This window comes from Clostridium sp. KNHs216, assembly GCF_006714885.1.
GTDB lineage: Bacteria > Bacillota > Clostridia > Oscillospirales > Acutalibacteraceae > Caproiciproducens.
Genome location: NZ_VFMF01000001.1, coordinates 1,940,172 through 1,963,439, shown reverse-complemented (window position 1 = coordinate 1,963,439; position 23,268 = coordinate 1,940,172). Strand labels below are relative to the sequence as shown.

Below are 23,268 nucleotides of genomic sequence, written 5' to 3'. Positions count from 1 at the left end.
TTTTTTCTTAAATATTATATAATATACACAATTCTCAATTCAAAAATCAGCAGCCGATGAGGTGAGCGTCTTGCGAAAGATATTGGACAAATTTTTGAACATCCGGTTCCGGAACAAAATGGTACTGTCCTATCTTTTTATGGCGCTCATTCCGTTTGCTGTTTTTTCCATTGTCAGCGGCCTTGTGTTTGTCAATCAGGCGCAGCAGACCGCAATGGACCACACCGCCCAGACGATCAATCAGGTGTGCGACTCCATCGACGTATACATAGGTACGATTGAAAAAACCGCGAATTATATTTCCGTTGAGCTGAAAAACAACGACTTCTGGAGCCTTCAGTCGGAGGAAGACCCAAAGTGGAAAACGCAGACCGGCCAGATCAGGGAGCTTCTGCAGAATATCGCTTCCTCCCACGACGAGATCGCCGGAATCCTGATCGCCACCAAAAACGACCTCTATGTCAGCACCGGCATGTCCCGGATTTCCCGCGATTCGTTTCACAACGAGTCCTGGTACCGTCAGGCGGAGCAGTCCCCGGAGGAGATCCGCCTCATCAGCGACGCGACGGGCAGGAACATCGTGACCAATCAGGACTACAGCGTGGACGACGTTTTTTCGCTTACCAAGGCGGTCAGGGACCCCAAAACCGGGGAAGTGCTGGGCGTGATCCTGTTCGATATCCGCCACGACATCATCAAAAAGTCCATCAACAGCGTCACCATCGGCGAAAAGGGCTTTGTGTTTGTCACGGACGCGGACAACAGCATTGTCTACGCTCCGGTCAACGACGTGGTGTACCGCGTCAGTCCGCTCTGGCTCGGCGGCAGCGGAAACGCGTTTGTCACCGCGAATATCCGGGGCGGAAACTATCAGATTCATTCCGAAAAATCGGAATACACCGGCTGGCGCACGGTGGGGGTGTTTTCCAACGACGAGGTCATGGCGGGCGTCAACACCATCATTTATATCCTGTTCGGATGCATCCTGTTTACGGTGCTGTTCGTGCTGTTTTCTTCCTTTGAGCTGGCCGAAACCATTACAAAACCCATTTTCAAGCTGCAGACCCTGATGAAGCAGGCGGAGGGCGGCGACCTTTCGGTGCGCTTCAACAGCAAATACAACGATGAGATCGGCGAGCTGGGCCTGAGCTTCAACCATATGATCGACCAGATCGGAAACCTGATCCGCATGGTGTACGTGGAGCAGCAGAACAAGCGGTTTGCCGAGCTGAAATCCCTGCAGGAGCAGATCAAGCCACATTTTCTGTACAATACGCTGGACACCATCAGCTGGATGGCGAGGGACTACGGGGCAAGCGACATCGTCCGGCTGGTCGACGCGCTGACCAGCATGTTCCGCATCGGGCTGAGCCACGGCAAGGATATGATCACCATCCGGGAGGAAATCACCCATGTGTCCAATTATCTGTATATTCAGAAAATCCGCTACAAGGATAAGCTAAATTACCAGATCGAGGTGGACGAAAAGCTCGCCGGCTGCAAGGTCCCCAAGCTGATTCTGCAGCCTCTGGTGGAAAACGCCATCTATCACGGCGTCAAGGAAAAGCGCGGGGGCGGCACCATTGCGGTGACCGCGCATAGGAAGGGGAATCTGGTGGTTTTCAGGGTGCACGACGACGGCGCGGGCATTCCCGCCGACCGGCTGGAGCTGCTGAACCATCAGCTGAACAACCATACGGAGCTGGACCAGAAACAGAGCTTCGGCCTCTTTTACATTCAGGAAAGAATCCAGCTATGCTACGGAAAGGAGTACGGAATCTCCATAGAGAGCCGGGAGGGCGAGGAGACCACGGTGACGGTGATCCTTCCGGCGGATGACGACAGCTGAGCGAAAGGAGAGGAGATATGTATAAGGTGCTGATCGCGGACGATGAAGAGATCATCCGCAGAGGGATCGCCGGACTTTTGAAGCAGGACCGGGAAATGCAGGTGGCGGCGCAGGCGGAGGACGGGGAGACCGCGCTGGAGCTTGCGGGAAAATTTGCGCCCGACCTGCTGTTCGTCGATATCAACATGCCGTTTCTGAACGGCATCCAGTTTATTGAAAAGCTGAAGGGCGTTTTAAAGGACGCGCTCGTCATCATCATCACCGGGTACGACGATTTTCAGTATGTCCAGAGCGCGCTGCGGCTGGGCGTTTACGATTACATATTGAAGCCGATCATGGAGGATGTGTTTTATCAGTCGCTGGACCGCGCCAAGGAACAGCTGAAAAGGAGCCGGGAGCAGACGAAATACCTGGAATGGGCAAAGGTGCTCCTTGAAAAAAACAAGGCGAAGCTGACGGAGAATTTTTTGAATGACTGGCTCGGCGGCCATTTCTGTGAAGAGGAAATCGACGAGCGGGTCAGCTTTCTGGAATTGAAATTCCCGGAAGCGTTCGGCGTCGTCATCGCCGGGCTGGACTATAAAAACAATATGGAAATCGGCGGGGACTGGAACGACGACCTGCTTTATTACGCGGCGGAAAATATTGCGCGGGAGCTTTTCCAGCCGTTTTGCCCGGTCGCCCTTTTCCGCAATCCGTCTGGGAACCTGGTGATGATTTCCTCCTGTCAGCCGCAGGACGCCTGGCAGGACACGGTGAAGCAGCTTCGCCGTCTGCTGGAGCAGCATCTGCCCGTGCGGGCGACGCTGGTTCAGGCGGAGGGGAACGGCCGGCGGGAAATACCCGTGGAATATGAACATGCCCTCAGCCGGTTTTATGAGCTGATGGAGGTTCCCCAGCTGATTAAGGACGTTCAGAATTACATCGACGAAAATTATAAAAACGAGGAATTTTCGCTTCAGGACGCGGCCTGCGCCTTCCATGTGTCCCCCCAGCATCTGAGCCGTGTTTTCCGCCATTCCATGGGGATCACCTTTGTGGATTACGTGACCCGCGCCCGTATCCGCAAGGCGATTGAGCTGCTTTCCAACGAGGAAATGAAGATTTATGAAATCGCCGAGCTGACGGGATACTCCAGCCAGCACTATTTCAGCAGCGCCTTTAAAAAGGTGCTCGGCGTTTCCCCGGCGGAGTACCGGAAGAACGGACAGAGTAAAATATCTGTGGCAATGTGAGGGAAAGGGAAATGAGAAAACGGATGCGAGGCTTTCTTGCGGCGCTGCTCTGCGCCGCGGTTCTGCTTTCCCTGTTCCCCGGCTGCAGCAGGCAGGAGCCGGAGAAGGTGGAATACCTGATCGGGGTTTCCCAGGCGAACATGAGGGAATCGTGGCGACTGGCGCTCATCAGGGAGCTGAAGGAGGAAGCCGCGAAGCATCCCGGCGTCCGGCTGATTTTTACGGACGCCACGCAGAACAGCGACAAGCAGATCGCGGATATCCGGCGACTGCTCGCGTGCGGGGTCGATCTGCTGATCGTATCGCCCTGCGACGTGAAAAAAATTACCCCCGTGGTCAGCGGCGTGTACAAATCGATCCCGGTCATCGTGATGGACCGTGTGGTGGAGGGCTACGATTATTCCCTGTTTATCGGGCCGGACAACCGCAGCATCGGCAAACAGGCGGGGGAGTCCGTGCTGCGGATGCTGGACGGAATTCCGGGCGGCGTGCTGGAAATCTGCGGAAGCACGGGTTCCCAGACGAGCGCGGAGCGCAGCGAGGGCTTCCAGAGCTTTCTGAAGCCGTACCGCCAGCTCGACATCCGCAAAATTTCCATTGAGAACGAATCGCGGGACAGCACGGAGGACTATCTGCTGGCAAACAGGGAAAAGCTGAACGGGGTGCGGGTCATTTTCGCGCACAACGATTACATGGCCTTAGGCGCCTGCCGCGCCATTGAAAAGCTGGGGCTGAAAAATATCCGGATTATCGGGGTGGACGGCTTTACCGGGGAAAACGACGGGATCGGGCTGGTCAGGAAGGGCATGATCGACGAGACCATCACCTGCCCCACCGGCGGGCGGGAGGCGATTCAGTTTTCCCTGGATATCCTCCAGAATGTGGCCGGCGTGCCAAAGCAGGAAATCCTGCACAGCCATAAGGTGACGAAAGAAAACGTGGACGCGTTTGTGGAAAACCTGAACAAGCCGCAGACCGCCCCTCCGCAGACCATCCGCGTGGGCTACGCGCAGGTGGGGACGGAAAGCGCGTGGCGCCTTGCCAATACGGAATCCATCCAGTCCGCGGCAAAGGAATTCGGAATCCAGCTTTTTTATGAGAACGCCGACCAGTCGCAGCAGCGGCAGATACAGGCGCTCCGGAAATTTATCGCCATGAAGGTGGACGCGATCGTGCTTTCCCCTGTGATCGACAGCGGCTGGGACGAGGTGCTGCGGGAAGCGAAGGAGGCCGGAATCCCCGTCATTTTGTCCGACCGTGAAATCACGGTGAAGGACGACGACATGTTTCTGACCTTTATCGGGGCCGATTTCGTGGAGGAGGGCCGGCGCGCCATGCGCTGGATCGCGCAGAACGTCCCCTCCGGCGGAAAAAAGGGCGGGGTCCGCATTATGGAGCTTCAGGGGACGGTGGGCGCATCGCCCGCCGTGGAGCGGACCGTCGGCTTTGAGGAGATTTTAAAGGAATATTCCGGGTATCAGATCGTTTATTCGCGCAGCGGGGACTTTACCTACGACGGCGGAAAGCGGATTGTGGAGGAATACCTGAAAAACCATAAATGGGATATCGACGTGGTCTACGCGCACAACGACGATATGGCGCTCGGCGCGGCGGAGGCGCTGGAGAAAAACGGGATCGCTCCCGGAAAGGACGTAAAAATCATTTCCATCGACGGTACCAAGAACGCGCTGAACGCCATTCTGAAAGGAAAAATGAACTGCGTGGTGGAGTGCAACCCCCTGCTCGGCCCGCAGCTGATGAAAGCGATCACCGACCTGATGTCCGGCAAGGAGCTTCCCCTGCGGATCATCACCGACGAAAAGGTCTTTACCAAAGAAAATACGGAGGAAACCATTCAGAGCAGGAAGTACTGAAACCGGCCTCTATAGGAATATACTTGAAGCAGCGGTTCCGTTGTCGGCGGGCCGCTGTTTTTACCATTTAAAGGATGTTAGGGGGAAATACTTGACAAATATGCGGGGGGAGAATACAATCAATTGTATTAACTGATTAGTACAGTTTGCAGAATCATTTTAATCGAGGGCTCCGCAAAGCGGAGAAAAGGAGAAAGGGAAAATGAACAAAAAGCAGATCGCGGGATTGGTTGCGGCGGCATTGGTCTTCGTCTTTGTATGCGGCGCCAATTTGCTGGTCAAAAACGCCGCGGACAACCAGAGCAAAAAGGCGCTTGCCGAAAGCCTGCTGGATTCCGTCGGCTCAAAGGTGACGCTTCCGTTCGAGCCGTTTGTCGGGGTGGTCAAGGTGGACGGCACGATCATGAAGTCGGCCTCTTCGTCGTCTCTGTTCCCGACGGAAGGGTACGACCATGAAAAGACGCTCAGCCTGATCGACCAGTACCAGCAGTCCGGGGAGAACAGGGGCATCCTGCTCTATGTCAACACGCCGGGCGGAAGCGTGTACGAAACGGATGAGCTGTACCAGCGGCTGCTGGAGTACAAAAAGGACACCGGCCGCCCGGTCTGGACCTATATGGCCAACGAAGCCTGCTCCGGCGGATATTATGTTTCCATGGCTTCGGATAAAATCTATGCGAACCGGAACACCTGGACGGGTTCCATCGGCGTGATTCTGTCGCTGTCCAACTACAAGGGGCTGATGGATAAGCTCGGCGTGGACACCATCCTGTTTACCAGCGGGCCGAACAAATCCATGGGAAATCCGGGCGTGGACGTGACACAGGAGCAGAAGAAGATTTTTCAGAGTCTGGTGGACGAATCCTACGAGCAGTTTGTGGGGATCGTCGCGCAGGGCCGGAACATGAGCGTGGAAACGGTCAAGCCGATCGCGGACGGCCGCATCTATACGGCGCAGCAGGCGCTTGACCTCAAGCTGATCGACGGCATACAGAACTATGAGGATACGCAGTCCCAGATGGAAAAAGAACTTGGGGAAAACGTGGCCTTTTTCACACCGAAAAACAGCGAGCTTGCTTTGAGTTCCCTGTTTTCCATGGCGAAAAGCTATACCAGCACCGATGTGGATAAGGTGAAGGAATTCCTACAATCACAGGAGAGCGGGGTGCCGATGTATTATGCAGCCACAGGAAAATAACAACCCGGCCTGCGGCGGATTTTTCGTCCGCCTGGCGGCGTACCTCATCGATCTGCTGCTTGTGGGAACGATGCTGCTGATCGTGAAGATTCCCATGTTTTTCGTGCGGCTCAGTCACCCGGACAATTTCCTGACCGGCGCTCTGCTGTTCCGGTTCAGCCTGCTGGACATTCTGCTGTATCTGGCCGTTTCCGCCTATTTTGTGATTTTGACCTATCAGACGGGCGCGACCGTGGGGAAACGGCTGATGAACCTTCGGGTCGTTTCCGTTAACGGCGAGCCGCTCACCCTGCTGAACGTCCTTTACAGGGAAACCATCGGGCGGTATCTGTCCTCCCTGCTATTTGTCGGATATATCCTGGTGGGATTAAACAATGAAAAACGCGGCCTGCACGACATGATCTGCGACACCAAAGTGATCTATGTCTGCAAATGCATGCAGCTGCCCCCCAGACGGGCGTATCAGCCCATGCCCGCGTATATGCCGTATTACGGGCAGCCCGTGCCGCCCGTAACCCCGATGCCGCCGCAGGCGCCCGCCGAGCAGGAACGGAATCCCGCGGATGACGGGAGTACGGACAGCGGACGGGGGGACGCCGACGGCCCAGCCGATGGCCCACAGGAATGATGTAATCCCTTTCTGTGATAAATTTTCAAAACGGCATGACATTCCGGGAGTTCTGCCTTATAATAAAACGATAAGGACATCGGTCTTTGTGAGTAAAACGGCAATGCGGTCGCTACGGCGGCCGCATTTTGCTTTTCAGGAGGTATTGATATGAGTATCAGATGGGTTCCCAACCGGATTCCCAAAACGGACGACAGTTATCTGCAGGTCATGTCCCTGCAGAATGTGGAAAAGGCGGCCGCCTTCCACAGGAGCTTCCCGCAGTATGCCCCCACGCCGCTGGCGCCGCTTACCCAGATGGCCCTGCGGTTTGGACTGGGCGGAATTTATATCAAGGATGAATCCTTCCGCTTCGGCTTAAACGCCTTTAAAGTGCTGGGCGGCTCCTACGCCATGGGTCGGTTTATCGCGCAGAGGCTGAAAAGGGATGTTTCTGAGCTGCCGTATAAGGTGCTGATTTCCCAAAAGCTGAAGGAGGAATTCGGAAGCTTTACCTTCTTTACCGCCACCGACGGGAACCACGGGCGCGGCGTGGCCTGGTCGGCCAACCGGCTTGGCCAGAAGTCGGTTGTGTTTATGCCGAAGGGGTCTTCTCCGGTCCGGCTGGAAAACATCCGTAAAGAGGGCGCCGCCGCGACGATAGAAAACGCGAACTACGACGAATGCGTCCGCATCGCGGCCGCGCAGAGCGCAAAGACACCGAACAGCGTGGTGATTCAGGACACCGCGTGGGAAGGCTACGAGGAAATTCCGGCATGGATTATGCAGGGGTACGGCACCATGGCTTCGGAAGCCGCCGCGCAGCTGAAAGGGTTCGGCGTGGAACGCCCGACCCACATTTTTATTCAGGCCGGGGTGGGGTCCCTCGCCGCCGCAGTGCAGGGATATTTTGCAAACCTGTTTCCGGGGAATTGCCCGGTTACGGTGATTGTGGAACCGGACGCCGCCGACTGTATTTACCGCTCCGCCGCCGTGGGCGACGGACAGATCCGCGCCGTCCGGGGGGACATGAAAACCATCATGGCGGGGCTCGCCTGCGGTGAACCCAACACCATCGGCTGGGATATCCTGAAAAACCACAGCGCTTATTTCGTTTCCTGCTCCGATGAAATCACGGCGAAGGGCATGCGCACGCTGGGCGCGCCGCTCAGGGGGGACCCCCAGGTGATTTCGGGGGAATCCGGCGCGGTGACCATGGGCCTGCTTTGCGCGGTCATGGAGCGCGAGAGCTTGAAGGACCTGCGAAGGGACCTCGGGCTGGACAAAAATTCCCGGGTGCTGCTGTTTTCCACCGAGGGGGATACGGACCCGGAAAAATACCGCAGGATTGTCCATGACGGGGAATACCCGTCGTTCCTGTGACGGCTGCGGGGAATGCATACCAAATGACCGATTCGACGACAGGAGGGAACGGATATGATACCGGACTATCGGGAGATTCGCCGCAGGGCACAGGACTATGAGGCCGCGATGACCGCATTTCTGCGCGATCTGATCGCAATCCCGGGGGAAAGCGGAAAAGAAAAGCAGGTAATTGCGCGTATTGTCCATGAAATGCGCGCGCTGGAATTTGACCGGGTCGACGTCGATCCGATGGGGAATGTTCTGGGCCGCATGGGCGCGGGGGAAAAGCTGATCGCCTATGACGCGCACATTGACACCGTGGGGACCGGCGACAGAAGCAACTGGAGCTTTGACCCGTATGAAGGCTATGAAACCGATACGGAGATAGGCGGGCTCGGCGCTTCCGACCAGCTGGGCGGGATGGTCAGCGCGGTCTACGGGGCAAAAATCATGAAGGACATGGGCCTTCTTTCCGAAAAATATACCGTGCTGGTGACCGGCACGGTGCAGGAAGAGGACTGCGACGGGCTCTGCTGGCAGTATCTTCATCAGGAGGATCAAATCACCCCGGAATTTGTCGTCAGCACCGAACCGACCGACGGCATCATCTGCCGCGGGCAGCGCGGGCGGGTGGAAATCCGGGTGGAGGTAAAGGGCGTGTCCTGCCACGGCTCCGCCCCGGAGCGCGGCGACAACGCCATCTACAAGATGGCGGATATCCTTCAGGACATCCGCGGGCTGAATGAACGGCTTCCCGCCGACCCGTTTCTCGGAAAGGGAACCGTCACCGTATCGGAAATTTTCTTTAACTCCCCGTCCCGCTGCGCGGTCGCGGATTTCTGTGCCGTTTCGCTCGACCGCCGCCTCACCGGCGGAGAAACGTATGAAACGGCGCTGGAGGAGGTGCGCGGCTTGGAATCGTGCCGAAAGCACGGGGCGTCCGTCTCGATGTATACCTATGAGCGCCCGAGCTATACCGGCCTGACATACCCCACCGACTGCTATTTTCCGACCTGGGTGCTCCCGGAGGACGCGCCCGCACTGCGGGCCGCGGTGGAAGCGCACAGGGGCCTTTACGGCGAGCCGGAGGTCGGAAAATGGACGTTTTCCACGAACGGCGTTTCCATCATGGGCCGTTATGGCATCCCCTGCGTCGGTTTCGGCCCCGGGAAAGAAAAAGAGGCCCACTCCCCCAATGAGAAGACCTGGAAGCAGGACCTTGTCCGGTGCGCCGCCGTCTACGCGGCGATCCCTTCCGTTTACTGCGGGTAGCCGCGTCCCGCTGCAATATAAATTCGCGGAAGAAAATTGTATGAAGCAACAGCTTTTATAATTTATAATAAGAAAACGCACCTGAAGCGGGAATTTCAAAGCCCGCTTCAGGTGCGTTTTTTGTGTTTGCTTTGTTGAAAAGCTGTCTTGCGGCAGGTCTTCTTTGCCGGGGACAGGGCCGTCCCGAACATCGGGCGGTTTCTCCAGACAGGGTCCGAAGACCTGTTGATTTTTGTCGAAGGTATGCTATGATAGAAGTATCACGACGCACGCAGGTCCCGCCGTCCTCCGCTGGAGGCGGGGAACTTGCCGCAGAAACGGAAGGACAGTATGATCGACATTCAGATAGGCTCCTTTAAGGAAGCACAGATATTATTTCTCTATGAGGACGCGGACCACACCTCGCTGCCGGTGCAAAAAATGTTCCGGGCGGAATTCCTTGAAAGCTTTCCTCTCTGGCAGGATTCCCGCCTGACCCTCTATATCGGGTTGGGAAAACGCGGGGAGCTGAGCGCCCGCAGAATGACGGATGCCGTCGCCAGAGGTGCCCGGGAGCTCCGGAGGCTTCATCAGTACGAGGCGGAAATCAATCTGTCCGCAATGGTGCCCGTCTGCGGGCTGGATTGCATCCGCAGCGCGGTTTTGGGCGTTAAACTGGGTCTGTATGAGTATTCCCCCTACCGGGCGGACAGCCGGGAGGATTCCTTCCGCTTCTTTCTGCACGGAATTCCGCAGCGCCTGACGGAAACGGCGGAGGAATATCTGGAAAAGGCCGTCCATCTGGCGGACAGCGTGGTGCTTGCCCGCAATCTTGTCAACGCCCCCGCCAATCGGATGACCCCGTCCATCCTAGCGGACACCCTGAGACGGGAAGCGGGGAAATGCGGGGTACAGGCCGAGATTCTGGACGAAAAGGAGTCCGAACGGCTGGGAATGTCCGCGTTCTTGACGGTCGGCAGCAGCAGCGCGAACCCGCCGCGCCTGATTGTTCTGCGCTATCTTGCGGACCCCCAGTCCCCGCTGAGGACCGCGCTGGTGGGAAAGGGAGTTACCTGCGACACGGGCGGATATTGTTTGAAAAGCAAGGACTCCATGCTGGGCATCAAGGGGGATATGGCCGGCGGCGCGGCGGTGGCGGGCGCGATTTTCGCCCTTGCGCAAAATCAGGTGAAAACGAACGCCGTGGCCGTAATTCCGGCCTGTGAAAACCGTATTTCCAGACAGAGCTTTCTTCCGGGGGACGTCATTCAGTCCATGTCCGGCAAGACGATCGAAATCAAGAACACAGACGCGGAAGGCAGGCTGATTCTGGCGGACGCCGTTACATACGCCATCCGTGCGGAGGGCGCGACCAGGGTGCTGGATATCGCCACGCTGACGGGCGCGGTTGTGGGTGCGCTCGGCTTTACCACGGCGGGTGTCCTGACGGACAGCGACCAGCTGTGGGACGACCTGTCTGCTGCGGCGCGCGTCTCCGGCGAACAGTACTGGCGGCTGCCTATTTTCCCGGAATATGAGGAAATGGTAAAAAGCAAGATTGCCGACGTCAAAAATATGGGCGAGCATTATTGCGGGACGATTTCCGCCGGTTTGTTCATCCGGGAATTCGTCGAGCATCTGCCGTGGATTCATCTGGATATTGCCGGAACGGCGTGGGTGGATAAGCCGGTTTTCGAGCATCAGTCGGTCGGCGCCACCGGCGCGGGAGTCACCACGCTTTACGACCTGCTCAATACGGAAGGGCAGTGCAGCGGGCAGAAGATATAAAAAAGGACAGGAGCCGCGCCAACTGGCGCGGCTCCTGTTTTCGGGGACTCTATCAAAATAAGGGAATATTCAAAACTGCGGCATTCAGCCGTTCGGAAAGATTTCGCGGACTTTCTGTTCGATCAGTTCCGCCATCTTCCGGTGGCCCGCCTGGGTGTAGTGGATGCCGTCCTCCGGGCCCACTTCCACGCTTCGCCCCGGATTCAGAAAATGCACGCGGTTCCGTTTTGCGGTCTGCTCATACTCTTCCGCCAGCAGAAGGCTGTTTTTCATTCCTTCGCCGAACATCAGGCGCCAGGCGCGGATACCCACGTCGGCGATGGGGACCGGCGCGACCAGAAGCACCTGCGGGGCGCCGCCCCCGCTGCCGGACTCCGATTTTAAAATCGTCCGGATCAGATTTTCCATACCCGACGCAATGTCGCACACCGGCAGGGAAAAGCGCTTCTTCAGATCGTTTGTACCCAGCATGATGACGACCAGGTCCAGCGGCTTGTGGCTTTCCAGACAGGGGAGAAGATAAGTTTTGCCGTTTTTATATTCTTCAATCGGGTCGTCCCAGACGGTCGTTCTGCCGCCCAGCCCTTCTTCGATCACATAATACCCGCCACCGAGCAGCTTTTGCAGCAGGCCGGTCCAGCGGACGTCCCGCGCGTATCTGCCCGTCATTCCGGGTTTCATCCCGTAGGTATTGGAATCGCCGTAGCAAAGAATATTTCTCATTTTCTCAGCCCCTATTTGCAGTATTGGCCGACGATCTTGGCCATAACGTCCCACTGCCGGTCCATTTCCTCCACCAGCCGGAACTGGGTTCGGGCGCGGTCAAGGTTGTGGCTCTCGCGGCTGATCTTGAAATAGGTGTCGCCGGCAAGATAATCCGCCAGAAAGCGGATGCCGCATTCCAGTGTCATCATCTTCGCGCCGTCGGGCAGCCTTCTGATTTCCTCGTTGGTCAGCACCTTTCCCGCAACCTCCAGAAAGCCTTTGGTATACGCTTCAAACAGCCCGAGGTCAAAATGCACCTTGGACAAATCCTGTTCGTCCTCCGCCGCCGTGCTTGCCCCGAAGCGGATGGAGTCGCCGAAATCGTAGAGGGAAAGGCCGGGCATTACCGTGTCCAGGTCAATGACGCATACGCCCTTGCCGGTTTCGCTGTCGACCAGCACATTGTTCAGCTTGGTGTCGTTGTGGGTGACCCGCAGGGGAAGCTCCCCCCGCGCCTGCATATCCACCAGAAGACGGGTATATTCCTCCTGCCCGAAAACGAAAGCAATTTCCTCTTTTACACCGGCCGCCCTGCCTTTTACGTCCGCGGCGAGCGACTCCTTAAATTGAAGGATACGGTTCGGCGTGTCGTGGAACAACGGGATGGTTTCGTGGAGCGTGGACGCCGGATAGTCGGCCAGAAGCAGCTGGAACCGGCCGAAGGCTCGGGCGGTATCATAAAATTCCTCTTGGGTCCTTGTCTGCTGAAGGGTCACGGTGTTCTCGATAAAATAATAGGAGCGCCAGTAACCGCCGTCCCCGTCGACATAATAGTACGCGCCGTCCCGTGTGGGAATCAGGTTCAGCGTTTCGCGGTACGGGTCACCGCCGGCAGCGGCGATGGCGCTGTGCAGGTAACGGGTAACGCCCACCACGTTTTCCATCAGCTCCACCGGCTTGCGGAACACGTTGGTGTTGATCCGCTGAAGGATGTATCTGCGGGTTTGTTCCTCAAGCTGGAAAAAGACGGAAAAGGTGTCGTTGATATGTCCGCTTCCATAGGGCAGGATTCCCACATACTGGCCCTCAAACTGAAATTTCTCCGCGATCGCGGGAAGAAGCTCCTTTTTCACCGGTTTCATGTATTGCCCTCCCAAAGCTTATCAGGATAGATCCCCTGTTTTCTCATTTTTCGGATTGCTTCCACCACCACCGGTTTGTCCTCGCGGTAGGTGACCCCGTACCATTTATCCGGGGACCGCAGCACTTTTACGCTGGCTTTTCGGCCCTTGAGCAGCTCATCCACTACGGTGGGCAGGAAGAACTCAGCTTTTTGCGGGTCCTTTTCCAGAGCGCCGTCCAGAAACGCGGGAAACCTCGCCGCGATTTCCCCGAGAATCGATTCGGAAAAGCCCCACAGATTCATGGAGACAACGCTCCCCCGGGGGATGGTTACCCATGTGTTTCCGCCGTCCTCGGTGTACTGGGCCGCGTTTCCCCGCTTTTCAATGTGGGTGCGCTCGTGGATATCCTCCAGAAATCCGTCCGGGGTGGCGACGCAGACGCCCCTTGCCACGTGGCCGTGGTCCGTCAGCGTGTTTTCCAGCGTGTAGCCCACCATCGCGTAACGGTACAACCCGTCGTCCCGGCTGTGGAGTAGATAATCGTAGATCAGGCGGAACGCGTCTTTTCCGTAATAATCGTCGGCGTTGATCACCGCGAAGGGCCCGTCGATCGCGTCGCGGCAGCAGAGCACCGCGTGTGCGGTTCCCCACGGCTTCCCGCGCCCCGGCGGCACCCGGTACCCCTCGGGCAGTACGCCGACCTCCTGATACGCATATTTCACCTCTATGATTTTGGACATTCTGTCCCCGATAATTTCTTTAAAATCCGCCTCAATGGATTTCTTGATCAAAAAAACAACCTTTTTGAAGCCGGCCTTTACCGCGTCGTAAAGCGAAAAATCGATGATGATCTCCCCGTTGTCCCCCACGGGGTCAATCTGCTTCGGCCCGCCGTATCTGCTGCCCATTCCCGCCGCCATGACAACGAGTACAGGTTCCTTCATGCTGCATTCTCCTTTGTACATTTGCTTTTTTACACTCTCTGCCCTTATTTTAGAGGATGATTGCTTTAAAATAAATATCTTATCCATCACAAAATTTGCACAAAAAATCATTTTTGCACAAAAAGAATCCGTCCGGGATTCCCGGACAGGTGAAGAAATTGACAATTCTGCCAATCAATGATACGATCAGATTCAGAATAATTTCTATTCGACATTAAAAGGGACGGCGGTGGAATTTTCTCATGGAAAAAGGAAAGAGATGTGCGGGATGCAGGAAGATGTTTTTGGCCGTTTGCGTTTTGGCCCTTGTCCTTGGTCTGACGTCCTGTGGAACGCTGGGGGTTCCCAGTGGGAATTTTCCCGATGAAACCAGCGTGGTTTCCGGCGGGAATTCTCTCAATGAAACCGGCATGGTTTCCGGGTTGGAGGAAATCCCCGAAATGACGGCGGATGCGGAAATCAGGGTGATTGACGGAGATGTGCTTTACGCGCCCAAGACATGGAAAGAAGAGAACGAGCTGTCGCAATACATCGTGCGGGGGAGTCTGCTGGACGATGCAAAGCAAAAACTGGAGAGACATGGTCAGAAGTTTCCAGTTTATGGAGTGACCGTTTCCTCTTTCCGAATTTCTCAGGTTTATAAGGGAAACTTAAACCCCGGGGATGTTATTCCGATTGCGGAGCGATACTATACGGTGAAGGAAGAGGGGAAAATTGTCCGTTATGAACTCGGTTACGCGCCGTCCATTCCGGACAAAGAATATATTTTTTTCCTGATTCCAGCTGAGGACAAAAATGAGTTTTTACGGGGTACCTACGGCCCTATGATCGGGGAGACCGCCAGATATCCCGTCGTCGATCCCGCTGAATTTGATGTCGATTCCAAGACGGCGGAGGAACTGAATCTGGTCGTAAGAGACGTGGAGGACTACCGTGCGATTTACAAGGAAGTCATCCGCAAATATATGCGGTAAGCGGAAAGAAAGGAACTGTTGCAAAATAAATTTGCTGCAGCAATTTGCACGGGACAACCGCTTTCAGAATAAGAAGATGCACCTTAAAGCGGGGTTTTAAAGCCCGCTCAAGGTGCATCTTTTGTGCGTTATTCTGTTGAAGAACTATTGTGCAACAGCCTCTGTATTTTCTGGTGTTTTGTTATGGTATCAGCCTCACTCAAAATGGGGAGGGCGGCCCCTCTGGCTGTCGGTCCGCAGCTTGACGGAGGAGGAGTACTCCGAGGGGGTCATCCCGGTCACCTTTTTGAAGTGGCGGGAAAAATAGTGGATGGACGAGTACCCGAGGTCGTTCGCGATTTCGGTGAAATTCTTCGTCCCCTCGCGGATGGACTGCTTGGCGCTGTCCACCTTCATCTTCCCAAAGTATTCCATCACGCCGCCGCCGGTCTTTTCGCGGAACACCTTTTGCAGAAAGGAACAGCCGCACATGTTGTCCCGGCACACGTCGCTCAGGGTGACCTTGTCGTGTATGTTTTGGCTCAGGTACGCCACGATCCGGGAAAAGGTGTCCTGACCCGATTTTTCCTTAATGGAGGAGGAAACGCGTTCCTCGCCGGTCCCGCCCTTCCGGATCAGGCTGATGAGCATCAGCTCCAGACAGAGCTTGATGACCTGTTCACAGGCGAAAGCGCCTTTGCCGCTGCGCACCAGCTCCTTCATATCCACATCGTCCAGCGGTGAGGAAAAGGCGTCGAAGGATTCCTCGATCACGCGGCCGAGCAGGTCGCGTTCAAAATCGCCCACCTTCAGAATCTTGTTGTCGAAGAAATGCATGGCGGGGGAGTCGCATTTGAACGTGATGACCACAAGGTTCGGCGCAATCACGCCGTTGGCCCACAGGCTGTGAAATTCATAGGGCTTGTGGAAAATGATGTCGCCCTTTTTCAGCACATAGTTGGTGTTTCCGGCGGTCACGTCCACCTGCCCCTTGTCCACATACAGAAATTCCCAGAAATTGTGGGTTTCGCCCGGAAAATAGAAATCGCTGTTGTACTCAAAATAATGGACGGTTACCAGTTCGTTGATTACGATTTCGGGTTTTAAAAAGGTGCTTACAAATTGCGTCATCAGTCTCAGCTCCTTACCTGCGTCAAGCCTTTTTATAATATTTAATCATAGCATTCCTTTTCTCTGCTAATATTTCAATACGGAAATATCCGGGATGGGAATCATCGGCTGAAGAAGGTTTGTCATTCTGCGCATAAAATTTGTACAATGGCAGTTTTCCGGCGCTTTTATCGTTTTGCGAATTGACAAATGAAATGGCCGTTGCTATAATACGAGCAACACAAGGCAAAGGCGCTGCGTTCGGCTGAACGGGGGCGCCTTTTTTGTTTTCCGGGGATCAGACTGATACGGAATTTGTCGCAGGACGGGGCCCTCCCGCAAAACGGGAAGAAAATCGTCCCTGTGAAAGCAAAAGACCGTTTGTGCAACTTGAATGGATTGTGCAAATTTAATGCAAAAAATTCTAAATCAATATTGGTGAAAACACCGTAAAATAGGGATGTTGAACGGCGAATTGGATAAAAATGAAACACTCAAATCCGATTTATTGGTCAATATGCAAATTAGGTATGCCTCAAATTCAAACATAAAACTAGGAGGTCTGAAAATGAAAAAGAAATTATGTTCTCTTATGGCCATTGTTTTAATCTGCGCCATGGCGCTCGGCGGCTGCGGCGGAGCTGCTCAGTCATCGGCCCCGGCTGCTTCCGGCGAAGCGTCCACCGGAGACGCGAAGAGTGACGTAACCGTTACTTATTACTCCATGTGGAACGAAACCGAGCCGCAGGGACAGACCATTGCGGAAGCGGCGGAAGCCTTCAAGGAGAAGACGGGAATCACCGTCGACATCAACTGGCAGGGCCGCGATATCCGCAAGACCCTTCAGCCCGCGCTGGACGCCGGACAGGAAATCGATCTCTTTGACGAGGACGTCGAGCGTGTAAACGGCACGTGGGGCAAATACCTGCTCAATGTGGAAGACCTGGCCTCCAAGTCCTACGACACCACGGACGGCAAGCCGCTGACCGATGTGATCAACAAGAAGCTGGTCGACCTTGCCCGTTCCCTCGGGCCGGACGGAAAGCTTTCCACCATCCCTTACCAGCCGTCCACCTTCCTTGTCATGTACAACAAGGACATCTTCAAGACAGCCGGGATTACGGCGGTTCCCAAGACCTGGGAAGAGTGGCTTGACGCCTGCGCCAAGATCAAGGCGGCCGGCAAGACCCCGATTACCGTGGATGACGCATACATGGCTTCTCTGTTCGGCTACCATATGGGCCGCCTGATCGGCAAGGACAAAACGCTTGCCATGGTCGAGAACAAGAAGATCGACGATCCCGCCGTTCAGACCTTCGGCGAGCAGTGGAAGGAAATGTATGACAAGGGCTACATATCCAAGAATGCGGCCGGCAATATCTATCCCGCGGGCCAGCAGGAAGTCGCAAGCGGCAACGTAGCCATGTATCTGAACGGGACCTGGCTCCCGAATGAAATCAAAAATTCCGCTCCGGCGGACTTCAACTGGGGCACCTTCGCGTATCCGGCGGTCGGTAAAGACGGCGACGGACCCGAGGCCAACCAGTACGGCGCGCAGTGCTTCGGCATCAATAAGGACAGCAAGCACGCGGAGGAAGCTTTCAAATTCATCGTCTTTATGACTACCGGCGAATGGGACACCAAGCTTGCGGACAATTCCATCGGCGTTCCGATGGCGAACGACGCGACCTGGCCGACGCAGCTTGCGGACGCCAAGGCGGTTCTGGACGCGACCAGTACCCGGTATCCCTGGGCGGTCGGCATGGAAAACGACGCGGACATCAACGCGAAGATCAAAACCAATTTCGCCCTGCTGGTCAGCGGCAAGCTTGACGCAAAGGGCTTTGCAGACGCAATGAAGAAATAATGCAATAACACAACGGCGGGGAAAGGGCGGCATCGTGTTTACGCTGCCGCCCTTTTGTCCATGGAATTCTCGGGAGGTTCTTATGAAAACAAAAAATAAATCAATGATTGTTATTTTTCTGGCGCCCGCGATTTTTCTGTACACCGTGGTTTTCCTGTATCCTACCATAAGGACCGTCATTATGAGCTTCTTTAAAGTAGAGGGCGTTACGGATGCCGTCTCGGCATGGAAGTTTAACGGGCTGGGGAATTTCAGGACCCTTTTTCATACGCCCCTTTTTATGAGCGCGATGCAAAATATCAGCCTGATCTGGCTTGTGGGCGGTGTCGGCGTCATGCTGGTCTCGCTGCTTTTCGGGGTGATCCTGACCAGCGGAGTCCACGGGAAAAGCTTTTTCCGCTCCGTTATCTACCTGCCGAACGTCATTTCGGCGGTCGCCATGGGGACCATGTGGATCAACTACGTTTACAATCCCAATTTCGGCCTTCTCAGCTCGATCCTGAAAACCCTCGGCTTTTCGGAAGCGGCTGCCACGCAGTGGACCGGCCCGGAAATGGTGTTCTGGAGCATGCTCGTCGCCTACTGCTTCGGCATGGTGGGGTACCATATGCTGATCTGGATGAGCGGGATTGAACGGATACCGGTGGATTTTTACGAGGCCGCCACCATTGAGGGGGCCAACGTGTTCCAGCGGTTTTCAAAAATTACGCTTCCCCTTCTGAAGGGGGTCTGCCGCACCAATATCGTGCTCTGGACCGTCAGCACCATGGCTTTCTTTGTATGGAGCCAGCTGTTTTCGCCCGTAAACCTGAGCGCGAGCACCGTCACGCCGATGTCCTATATGTATGAGCTGGTATTCGGCGCGAGCAACTCGGCCATTACGGTGCGCGATTCCGGAGCGGGAGCGGCGATCGGCGTCATCCTGACCATTGTGGTCGTGATCGTCTTTCTGTTTACGCAGCTCATTGTCCGTCACGACGACGTTGAGCTTTAAGGGGGAATGAACAATGGCTAATAAAAAAATCAGGCAGAAAACCAATTGGAAAAAAGAACTGGCCCTTGCTCCGGGCTATCTGATCGTCGGAATCTGGGTCGTTTTTACCTTTGTGCTGATCGGCTGGATTATCCTGGCGTCATTCTCCACTACCAGAGAGATTTTTGACGGCAATCTGTTCAAATTTGCAACCGGGCTGCACCCGGAAAACTACGTGAAGGCGTGGAAAACCCATAAGGTGTCCAGTTATTTTATGAATTCCCTTGTCTACACGCTGATTTCCTGCACGGTTGTCATTATTGTTGCCGCACCGGCCGCCTATGTGCTCAGCCGCTTCAAATTCCGCGGCAACGGGTTTCTCCAGAATTTATTTGCGACCGCGCTGGGGATTCCCGCGATCATGATTATCATGCCTCTGTTCGCACTGTTCAGCCAGATGCATGTCACCCAGTCCAGAGGGCTGCTGATTTTCCTTTACATAGCGATCAACGTTCCGTTTACCGTCTTCTTTTTGAATACCTTTTTCCACAATCTTTCGGTTACGTTTGAGGAGGCCGCGGCCATCGACGGCTGTTCGCCCATGAAAACGTTCTGGATGATCATGCTGCCGCTGGCGCAGCCCGGTATCATCACGGTGACGATTTTCAACTTCATCACCATCTGGAACGAGTATTTTATTTCCCTGATTTTCGCCAATACGGCAAAGACCCGCCCGGTCGCCGTCGGCCTGTACTCCATGATCCAGTCCATGCGCTATACGGGGGACTGGGGCGGCATGTTCGCGGCGGTGGTCATTGTGTTCCTGCCGACGTTCATTCTGTATATCTTCCTTTCGGAAAAGATCATTGCCAGCGTGACCGGCGGAGCCATCAAAGGGTAGGTCCGGAATTGCGGTCAATAAAACAAGGGGGACGTTTTGATTGAAAATTTATCCGTCGCTGCTGAAAATACCCGGCGCCGCGCTGGAAAACGGGAATCCTCTGCCGCGCTTCCGCGACCGCGCGCAGGAAAAGCCTCTGATCGACGCGGGCCTGCTGGAAAGCGAGAAAAAGGGCTTCGCCTACCAGACCGGTTTCCGCGAGCTGCCCTATACGGTTCAGGACAGCTTTCACCGCGACCTGAAGCCGCGGGAGCTGAAAACCATTGTTATGGAGAACGATTTTCTGCGCGCCGTCTTCCTCGCCGATTTCGGCGGGCGGCTGTGGTCGCTTTTCGACAAAAAGGCGGGGCGTGAGCTCCTGTTTTCCAACCCGGTTTTCCGCCTTGCCAACCTTGCGATCCGCAACGCGTGGTTTTCCGGCGGCATCGAGTGGAATCTGGGGCAGTTCGGCCACACCTGCCTGACCTGCGAGCCGATGTTTTTTGCCCGCTGCACGGGAAAGGACGGGGAGCCGTTCCTGCGCATGTATGAGTACGAGCGGCAGAAATGCTTCTTCCTGCAAATCGATTTCCACCTGCCGGAGGATTCCGACCGGCTGTTCGCCCATGTGAAAATCCTCAATACGCAGCCCCGCGCGGTGCCGCTTTACTGGTGGACCAATATCGCGGTGCGCGAGGAACGGAACGTCTGCGTCCTGTCGCAGAGCGACGGGGTCGTCTGCATCCGGCCGGAAACCATGGGCTCGCAGAATTCTGCCCACGGCTTTGCCCACGACACCATGCCGTATTTGAAAAGCCTGAACGGGCTGGACGCGAGCTATCCGCAAAACCTCACGTATTCCAGCGAATATTTCTTCCAGAACCGGCACGCCCTTTCCGACGCGTGGGAGGCGGCGGTGTATGACGACGGCTCCGCGTTCTGGGAGCGCTCCACCGCGCCGCTGTGCTACCGGAAAATGTTCTGCTGGGGCATGCAGCGCGGGGGCTGCCACTGGAAGGACTTCCTTTCGCGGGACGGGGAAGGGAATTACCTTGAGATTCAGGCGGGCTTATCCCCTTCGCAGGTGCACGGCGAGGACCTTGGGCCGAACGGCTGCGTGCGGTTCACACAGGTTTTCGGCGGGATGGAGGCCGACACGCAGAAAGCCTTTGCCGACTGGGAAGACTCCAAGCAGTATATTCACAGCCTGATCGACCGCCGCCTGAGCGAGGAAGAACTGCTGCGTGCGGACAGCCTTTACGGAGCGCTGGAGGATACCCCGCCGGACGAGGTGCTGCATTTCGGCAGCGGCTGGGGCGCGCTGGAAGCCGCCCGTGACCCAGAGATGATTCCGAAGGGCCTCGTTTTCCCAAAGGAGACGCTCGGCGAAAAGCAGGCGCCGTGGCTCGCCCTGCTGCAAACGGGCCGGATGCCCGAACAGGAAAAAGGGCTGCCCGTTTCCTGGATGACGGATTCCCGCTGGACGGTGCTTCTGGCCGCTTCTCTGGAAAAAGAGGAAAACAGAAGCGCACAGGCGCTGCTCCACCTGGGGCTGATGCTTTACGAGAGCGGCAAATGGCAGGAGGGAATCGGCGCGATGGAGCAGTCCCTTGCCATCCGTCCCACGGCGATCTGCTGCCGGAACCTGGCGCAGGCCATGATGCAGGATGACCGGCTGGAAGCGGCCTGCTCCTATATGGAACAGGCGCTGGCTCTGGGCGGCGCCGAACAGTCCGAGGTCATGGCGCAGGACGCGATCGATCTCTTCACAAGGGCCGGGCGCTGTCAGAAGGCGTGGGACTGCTACTGCGCGCTTCCGGATTCGCTGAAGGCTGCGGAGCGGGTGCGGCTGAGCACCGTGCGCGCCGCATTTGAACTGGGAAAGTGGGATTTTCTGGAGGAACAGTTTGCGTTTCCTTTCGCCGTGATGCGCGAGGGGGAGACCATGCTGCTCGACACCTGGTTCATGACGCAGGCCGTGCGGCTGGCACGGCAGAGGGGGGAGCCGGACTGGAGAGTGCTTCTGGACGAAGCGCGGGCCACGCTCGACCCGCCCTACAATCTGGATTTCCGTATGACGCTGCCTTCGCGCTGAAAAAGCGCGTTCTTCACAGGGCACCACTGGGGTTTGCTGAATCCCCGCGGCGCCCTGATTTTTTTAGTAAAAGTCCGGGCATAATTCTCATAAATCTTTTTTCACTATTGACTTCGAGTGCACTCGAGGGTTTAGCATAAGATCAGTACAAAATCATCAGACAGAGAAGGAGAATGATGTTATGGAAAGCTTTGACTATTATATTCCCACGCGGATTCTGTTCGGCAGGGGGCAGCTGAACCGTTTAAGCCGTCAGGCCCTGCCGGGGAAAAAAGCGCTGATCGTCACTTCCAGCGGGACTTCCGTCAAAAAGTTCGGCTATCTGCAGCGGCTGGAGGAACAGCTTGATAAGGCCGGTGTGGAGCACAGGCTGTTTGATAAGATCCTTCCCAACCCGATCAGGGAGCATGTGATGGAAGGCGCCCGCACGGCGCGGGAAAACGGCTGTGATTTTGTCATCGGTCTGGGAGGCGGAAGCAGCATAGACACGGCCAAAGCCATCGCGGTCATGGCGGTTAACGAAGGCGATTACTGGGATTACGTTTCCGGCGGAAGCGGAAAAGGGCTGCCCGTCCCGAACGACCCGCTGCCCATCGTGGCGATTACCACAACCGCGGGAACCGGTACGGAGGCGGACCCGTGGACGGTCACGACCAAGTCGGACACCAATGAAAAGATCGGCTTCGGCTATGACAAGACTTTTCCCGTCCTGTCCATCGTCGATTCCGAACTGATGATGAGCGTTCCCGCTCACCTGACGGCCTATCAGGGGTTCGACGCGCTGTTCCACAGCACGGAGGGATACCTGAACAAAACGGCGAACGCCATGAGCGACATTTACGCGCTGAAAGCGATTGAGCTGATCGGCAGAAGCCTTGCGGCGGCGGTCAGAAACGGGGACGATGCGGCGGCCAGAGACGACGTCGCGCTCGCGAACACGCTGTCCGGTATGGTGGAGTCGACCTCCGGATGTACCTCCGAGCATTCGCTGGAGCACGCATTAAGCGCGTTCCATCCGAAGCTTCCTCACGGCGCGGGCCTGATTATGATCAGCCGGGAGTACTATACGCATTTTGCCGGATGTCCGGCCTGCGCGGAGCGTATGACCGCCATGGCCAGGGCGCTGGGAAAAACGGACGCTTCCAGGCCGACGGACTTTGTCGAAGCGCTGGTTGCGCTGCAGCAGGCCTGCGGCGTCGACGGCCTGAAGATGAGCGATTACGGAATCAAGCCGGAGAATCTGGAAAAATACGAGGCGAACGCAAGAGAGACCATGGGCGGCCTTTTCGAGGTCGACCCGGTGCCGCTTTCCAGGGACGACAGCCTTGCGATACTGAAAAACTCCTACAGATAGCCGTTCCCGGACCGGCGAAAAACCGCGCAGCCGTCCTTTGCATTTGGCGGCGGCATTCTGTCCCGCATGATTTACGCGCCGAGCTTTGCTCGGCGC

18 protein-coding genes are annotated in these 23,268 nt (G+C 56.1%); 14 read left to right on the top strand and 4 right to left on the bottom strand.

All coding sequences use genetic code 11. The features are described 5' to 3' along the window. Nucleotides 1-70: 70 nt before the first annotated feature. The 8 genes from LY85_RS09540 to LY85_RS09505 all read left to right on the top strand — a co-directional run bounded on the left by LY85_RS09540 (nt 71) and on the right by LY85_RS09505 (nt 11,167). Nucleotides 71-1,849, top strand: coding sequence for a sensor histidine kinase (locus tag LY85_RS09540; RefSeq protein ID WP_141826437.1), 1,779 nt, complete (start codon nt 71-73; stop codon nt 1,847-1,849). Between the two features lie 17 nt (nt 1,850-1,866). Continuing rightward, on the top strand, nt 1,867-3,084 hold the full coding sequence (locus tag LY85_RS09535; RefSeq protein ID WP_141826436.1) for a response regulator: 1,218 nt from the start codon (nt 1,867-1,869) through the stop codon (nt 3,082-3,084). An 11-nt stretch (nt 3,085-3,095) separates the two neighbouring features. Continuing rightward, nucleotides 3,096-4,958: a substrate-binding domain-containing protein gene (locus LY85_RS09530; protein ID WP_141826435.1), complete on the top strand. Its 1,863-nt coding sequence runs from the start codon at nt 3,096-3,098 to the stop codon at nt 4,956-4,958. A gap of 202 nt (nt 4,959-5,160) precedes the next feature. Continuing rightward, a complete protein-coding gene (gene sppA, locus LY85_RS09525) occupies nt 5,161-6,156 on the top strand; it encodes a signal peptide peptidase SppA (RefSeq protein WP_038326006.1) in 996 nt (331 codons plus the stop codon). After that, complete coding sequence (locus LY85_RS09520; protein WP_141826434.1) at nt 6,137-6,784, top strand: RDD family protein; 648 nt, start codon at nt 6,137-6,139, stop codon at nt 6,782-6,784. Before sppA ends, LY85_RS09520 begins: the two co-directional genes overlap by 20 nt. Nucleotides 6,785-6,934: 150 nt before the next feature. After that, entirely contained in the window at nt 6,935-8,146 is a 1,212-nt protein-coding gene (dpaL, locus tag LY85_RS09515; protein WP_141826433.1) for a diaminopropionate ammonia-lyase, read from the top strand. A gap of 54 nt (nt 8,147-8,200) precedes the next feature. Then, nucleotides 8,201-9,400 (top strand): YgeY family selenium metabolism-linked hydrolase, encoded by a 1,200-nt coding sequence (locus tag LY85_RS09510; protein WP_141826432.1) that lies wholly within the window; start codon nt 8,201-8,203, stop codon nt 9,398-9,400. A gap of 306 nt (nt 9,401-9,706) precedes the next feature. Then, complete coding sequence (locus LY85_RS09505) at nt 9,707-11,167, top strand: leucyl aminopeptidase (protein WP_141826431.1); 1,461 nt, start codon at nt 9,707-9,709, stop codon at nt 11,165-11,167. Between the two features lie 84 nt (nt 11,168-11,251). On the opposite strand, the gene LY85_RS09500 is transcribed toward LY85_RS09505, so the two are convergent. The 3 genes from LY85_RS09500 to LY85_RS09490 are packed head-to-tail and all read right to left on the bottom strand — an operon-like array spanning nt 11,252 to nt 13,940. After that, entirely contained in the window at nt 11,252-11,890 is a 639-nt protein-coding gene (locus LY85_RS09500) for an SGNH/GDSL hydrolase family protein (protein ID WP_141826430.1), read from the bottom strand. An 11-nt stretch (nt 11,891-11,901) separates the two neighbouring features. Then, nucleotides 11,902-13,014, bottom strand: coding sequence for an aminoglycoside phosphotransferase family protein (locus tag LY85_RS09495; protein ID WP_141826429.1), 1,113 nt, complete (start codon nt 13,012-13,014; stop codon nt 11,902-11,904). Then, nucleotides 13,011-13,940: a sugar phosphate nucleotidyltransferase gene (locus LY85_RS09490; RefSeq protein WP_141826428.1), complete on the bottom strand. Its 930-nt coding sequence runs from the start codon at nt 13,938-13,940 to the stop codon at nt 13,011-13,013. Before LY85_RS09490 ends, LY85_RS09495 begins: the two co-directional genes overlap by 4 nt. A gap of 278 nt (nt 13,941-14,218) precedes the next feature. Between LY85_RS09490 and LY85_RS09485 the strand changes: the two genes are divergently transcribed. After that, a complete protein-coding gene (locus tag LY85_RS09485) occupies nt 14,219-14,914 on the top strand; it encodes a hypothetical protein (protein WP_141826427.1) in 696 nt (231 codons plus the stop codon). A 195-nt stretch (nt 14,915-15,109) separates the two neighbouring features. Here the strand turns inward: LY85_RS09485 and LY85_RS09480 are convergent, their stop codons facing one another. Then, complete coding sequence (locus tag LY85_RS09480) at nt 15,110-16,024, bottom strand: AraC family transcriptional regulator (RefSeq protein WP_141826426.1); 915 nt, start codon at nt 16,022-16,024, stop codon at nt 15,110-15,112. 547 nt (nt 16,025-16,571) lie between these two features. On the opposite strand from LY85_RS09480, the gene LY85_RS09475 reads away from it, so the two are divergent. From LY85_RS09475 to LY85_RS09455, 5 genes are all read left to right on the top strand, one after another. After that, nucleotides 16,572-17,870, top strand: coding sequence for an ABC transporter substrate-binding protein (locus tag LY85_RS09475; RefSeq protein ID WP_141826425.1), 1,299 nt, complete (start codon nt 16,572-16,574; stop codon nt 17,868-17,870). Between the two features lie 82 nt (nt 17,871-17,952). After that, a complete protein-coding gene (locus tag LY85_RS09470) occupies nt 17,953-18,864 on the top strand; it encodes a sugar ABC transporter permease (RefSeq protein WP_141826424.1) in 912 nt (303 codons plus the stop codon). Between the two features lie 13 nt (nt 18,865-18,877). Beyond that, on the top strand, nt 18,878-19,744 hold the full coding sequence (locus LY85_RS09465; protein ID WP_141826423.1) for a carbohydrate ABC transporter permease: 867 nt from the start codon (nt 18,878-18,880) through the stop codon (nt 19,742-19,744). Between the two features lie 40 nt (nt 19,745-19,784). Further along, nucleotides 19,785-21,818, top strand: coding sequence for a DUF5107 domain-containing protein (locus tag LY85_RS09460; protein WP_141826422.1), 2,034 nt, complete (start codon nt 19,785-19,787; stop codon nt 21,816-21,818). Between the two features lie 181 nt (nt 21,819-21,999). Next, nucleotides 22,000-23,172 carry an iron-containing alcohol dehydrogenase gene (locus tag LY85_RS09455; RefSeq protein ID WP_141826421.1) on the top strand — a complete coding sequence of 391 codons (1,173 nt, stop codon included), beginning with the start codon at nt 22,000-22,002 and terminating at the stop codon, nt 23,170-23,172. Nucleotides 23,173-23,268 lie beyond the last annotated feature (96 nt).

Coding starts and splice junctions, on each gene's coding strand:
- LY85_RS09485 (WP_141826427.1), top strand. CDS start 14,219: ATGTTTTTGGCCGTTTGCGTTTTGGCCCTTGTCCTTGGTCTGACGTCC.
- LY85_RS09500 (WP_141826430.1), bottom strand. CDS start 11,890: ATGAGAAATATTCTTTGCTACGGCGATTCCAATACCTACGGGATGAAA.
- LY85_RS09455 (WP_141826421.1), top strand. CDS start 22,000: ATGGAAAGCTTTGACTATTATATTCCCACGCGGATTCTGTTCGGCAGG.
- LY85_RS09490 (WP_141826428.1), bottom strand. CDS start 13,940: ATGAAGGAACCTGTACTCGTTGTCATGGCGGCGGGAATGGGCAGCAGA.
- LY85_RS09465 (WP_141826423.1), top strand. CDS start 18,878: ATGGCTAATAAAAAAATCAGGCAGAAAACCAATTGGAAAAAAGAACTG.
- LY85_RS09520 (WP_141826434.1), top strand. CDS start 6,137: ATGCAGCCACAGGAAAATAACAACCCGGCCTGCGGCGGATTTTTCGTC.
- LY85_RS09530 (WP_141826435.1), top strand. CDS start 3,096: ATGAGAAAACGGATGCGAGGCTTTCTTGCGGCGCTGCTCTGCGCCGCG.
- sppA (WP_038326006.1), top strand. CDS start 5,161: ATGAACAAAAAGCAGATCGCGGGATTGGTTGCGGCGGCATTGGTCTTC.
- dpaL (WP_141826433.1), top strand. CDS start 6,935: ATGAGTATCAGATGGGTTCCCAACCGGATTCCCAAAACGGACGACAGT.
- LY85_RS09535 (WP_141826436.1), top strand. CDS start 1,867: ATGTATAAGGTGCTGATCGCGGACGATGAAGAGATCATCCGCAGAGGG.
- LY85_RS09510 (WP_141826432.1), top strand. CDS start 8,201: ATGATACCGGACTATCGGGAGATTCGCCGCAGGGCACAGGACTATGAG.
- LY85_RS09480 (WP_141826426.1), bottom strand. CDS start 16,024: ATGACGCAATTTGTAAGCACCTTTTTAAAACCCGAAATCGTAATCAAC.
- LY85_RS09475 (WP_141826425.1), top strand. CDS start 16,572: ATGAAAAAGAAATTATGTTCTCTTATGGCCATTGTTTTAATCTGCGCC.
- LY85_RS09470 (WP_141826424.1), top strand. CDS start 17,953: ATGAAAACAAAAAATAAATCAATGATTGTTATTTTTCTGGCGCCCGCG.
- LY85_RS09495 (WP_141826429.1), bottom strand. CDS start 13,014: ATGAAACCGGTGAAAAAGGAGCTTCTTCCCGCGATCGCGGAGAAATTT.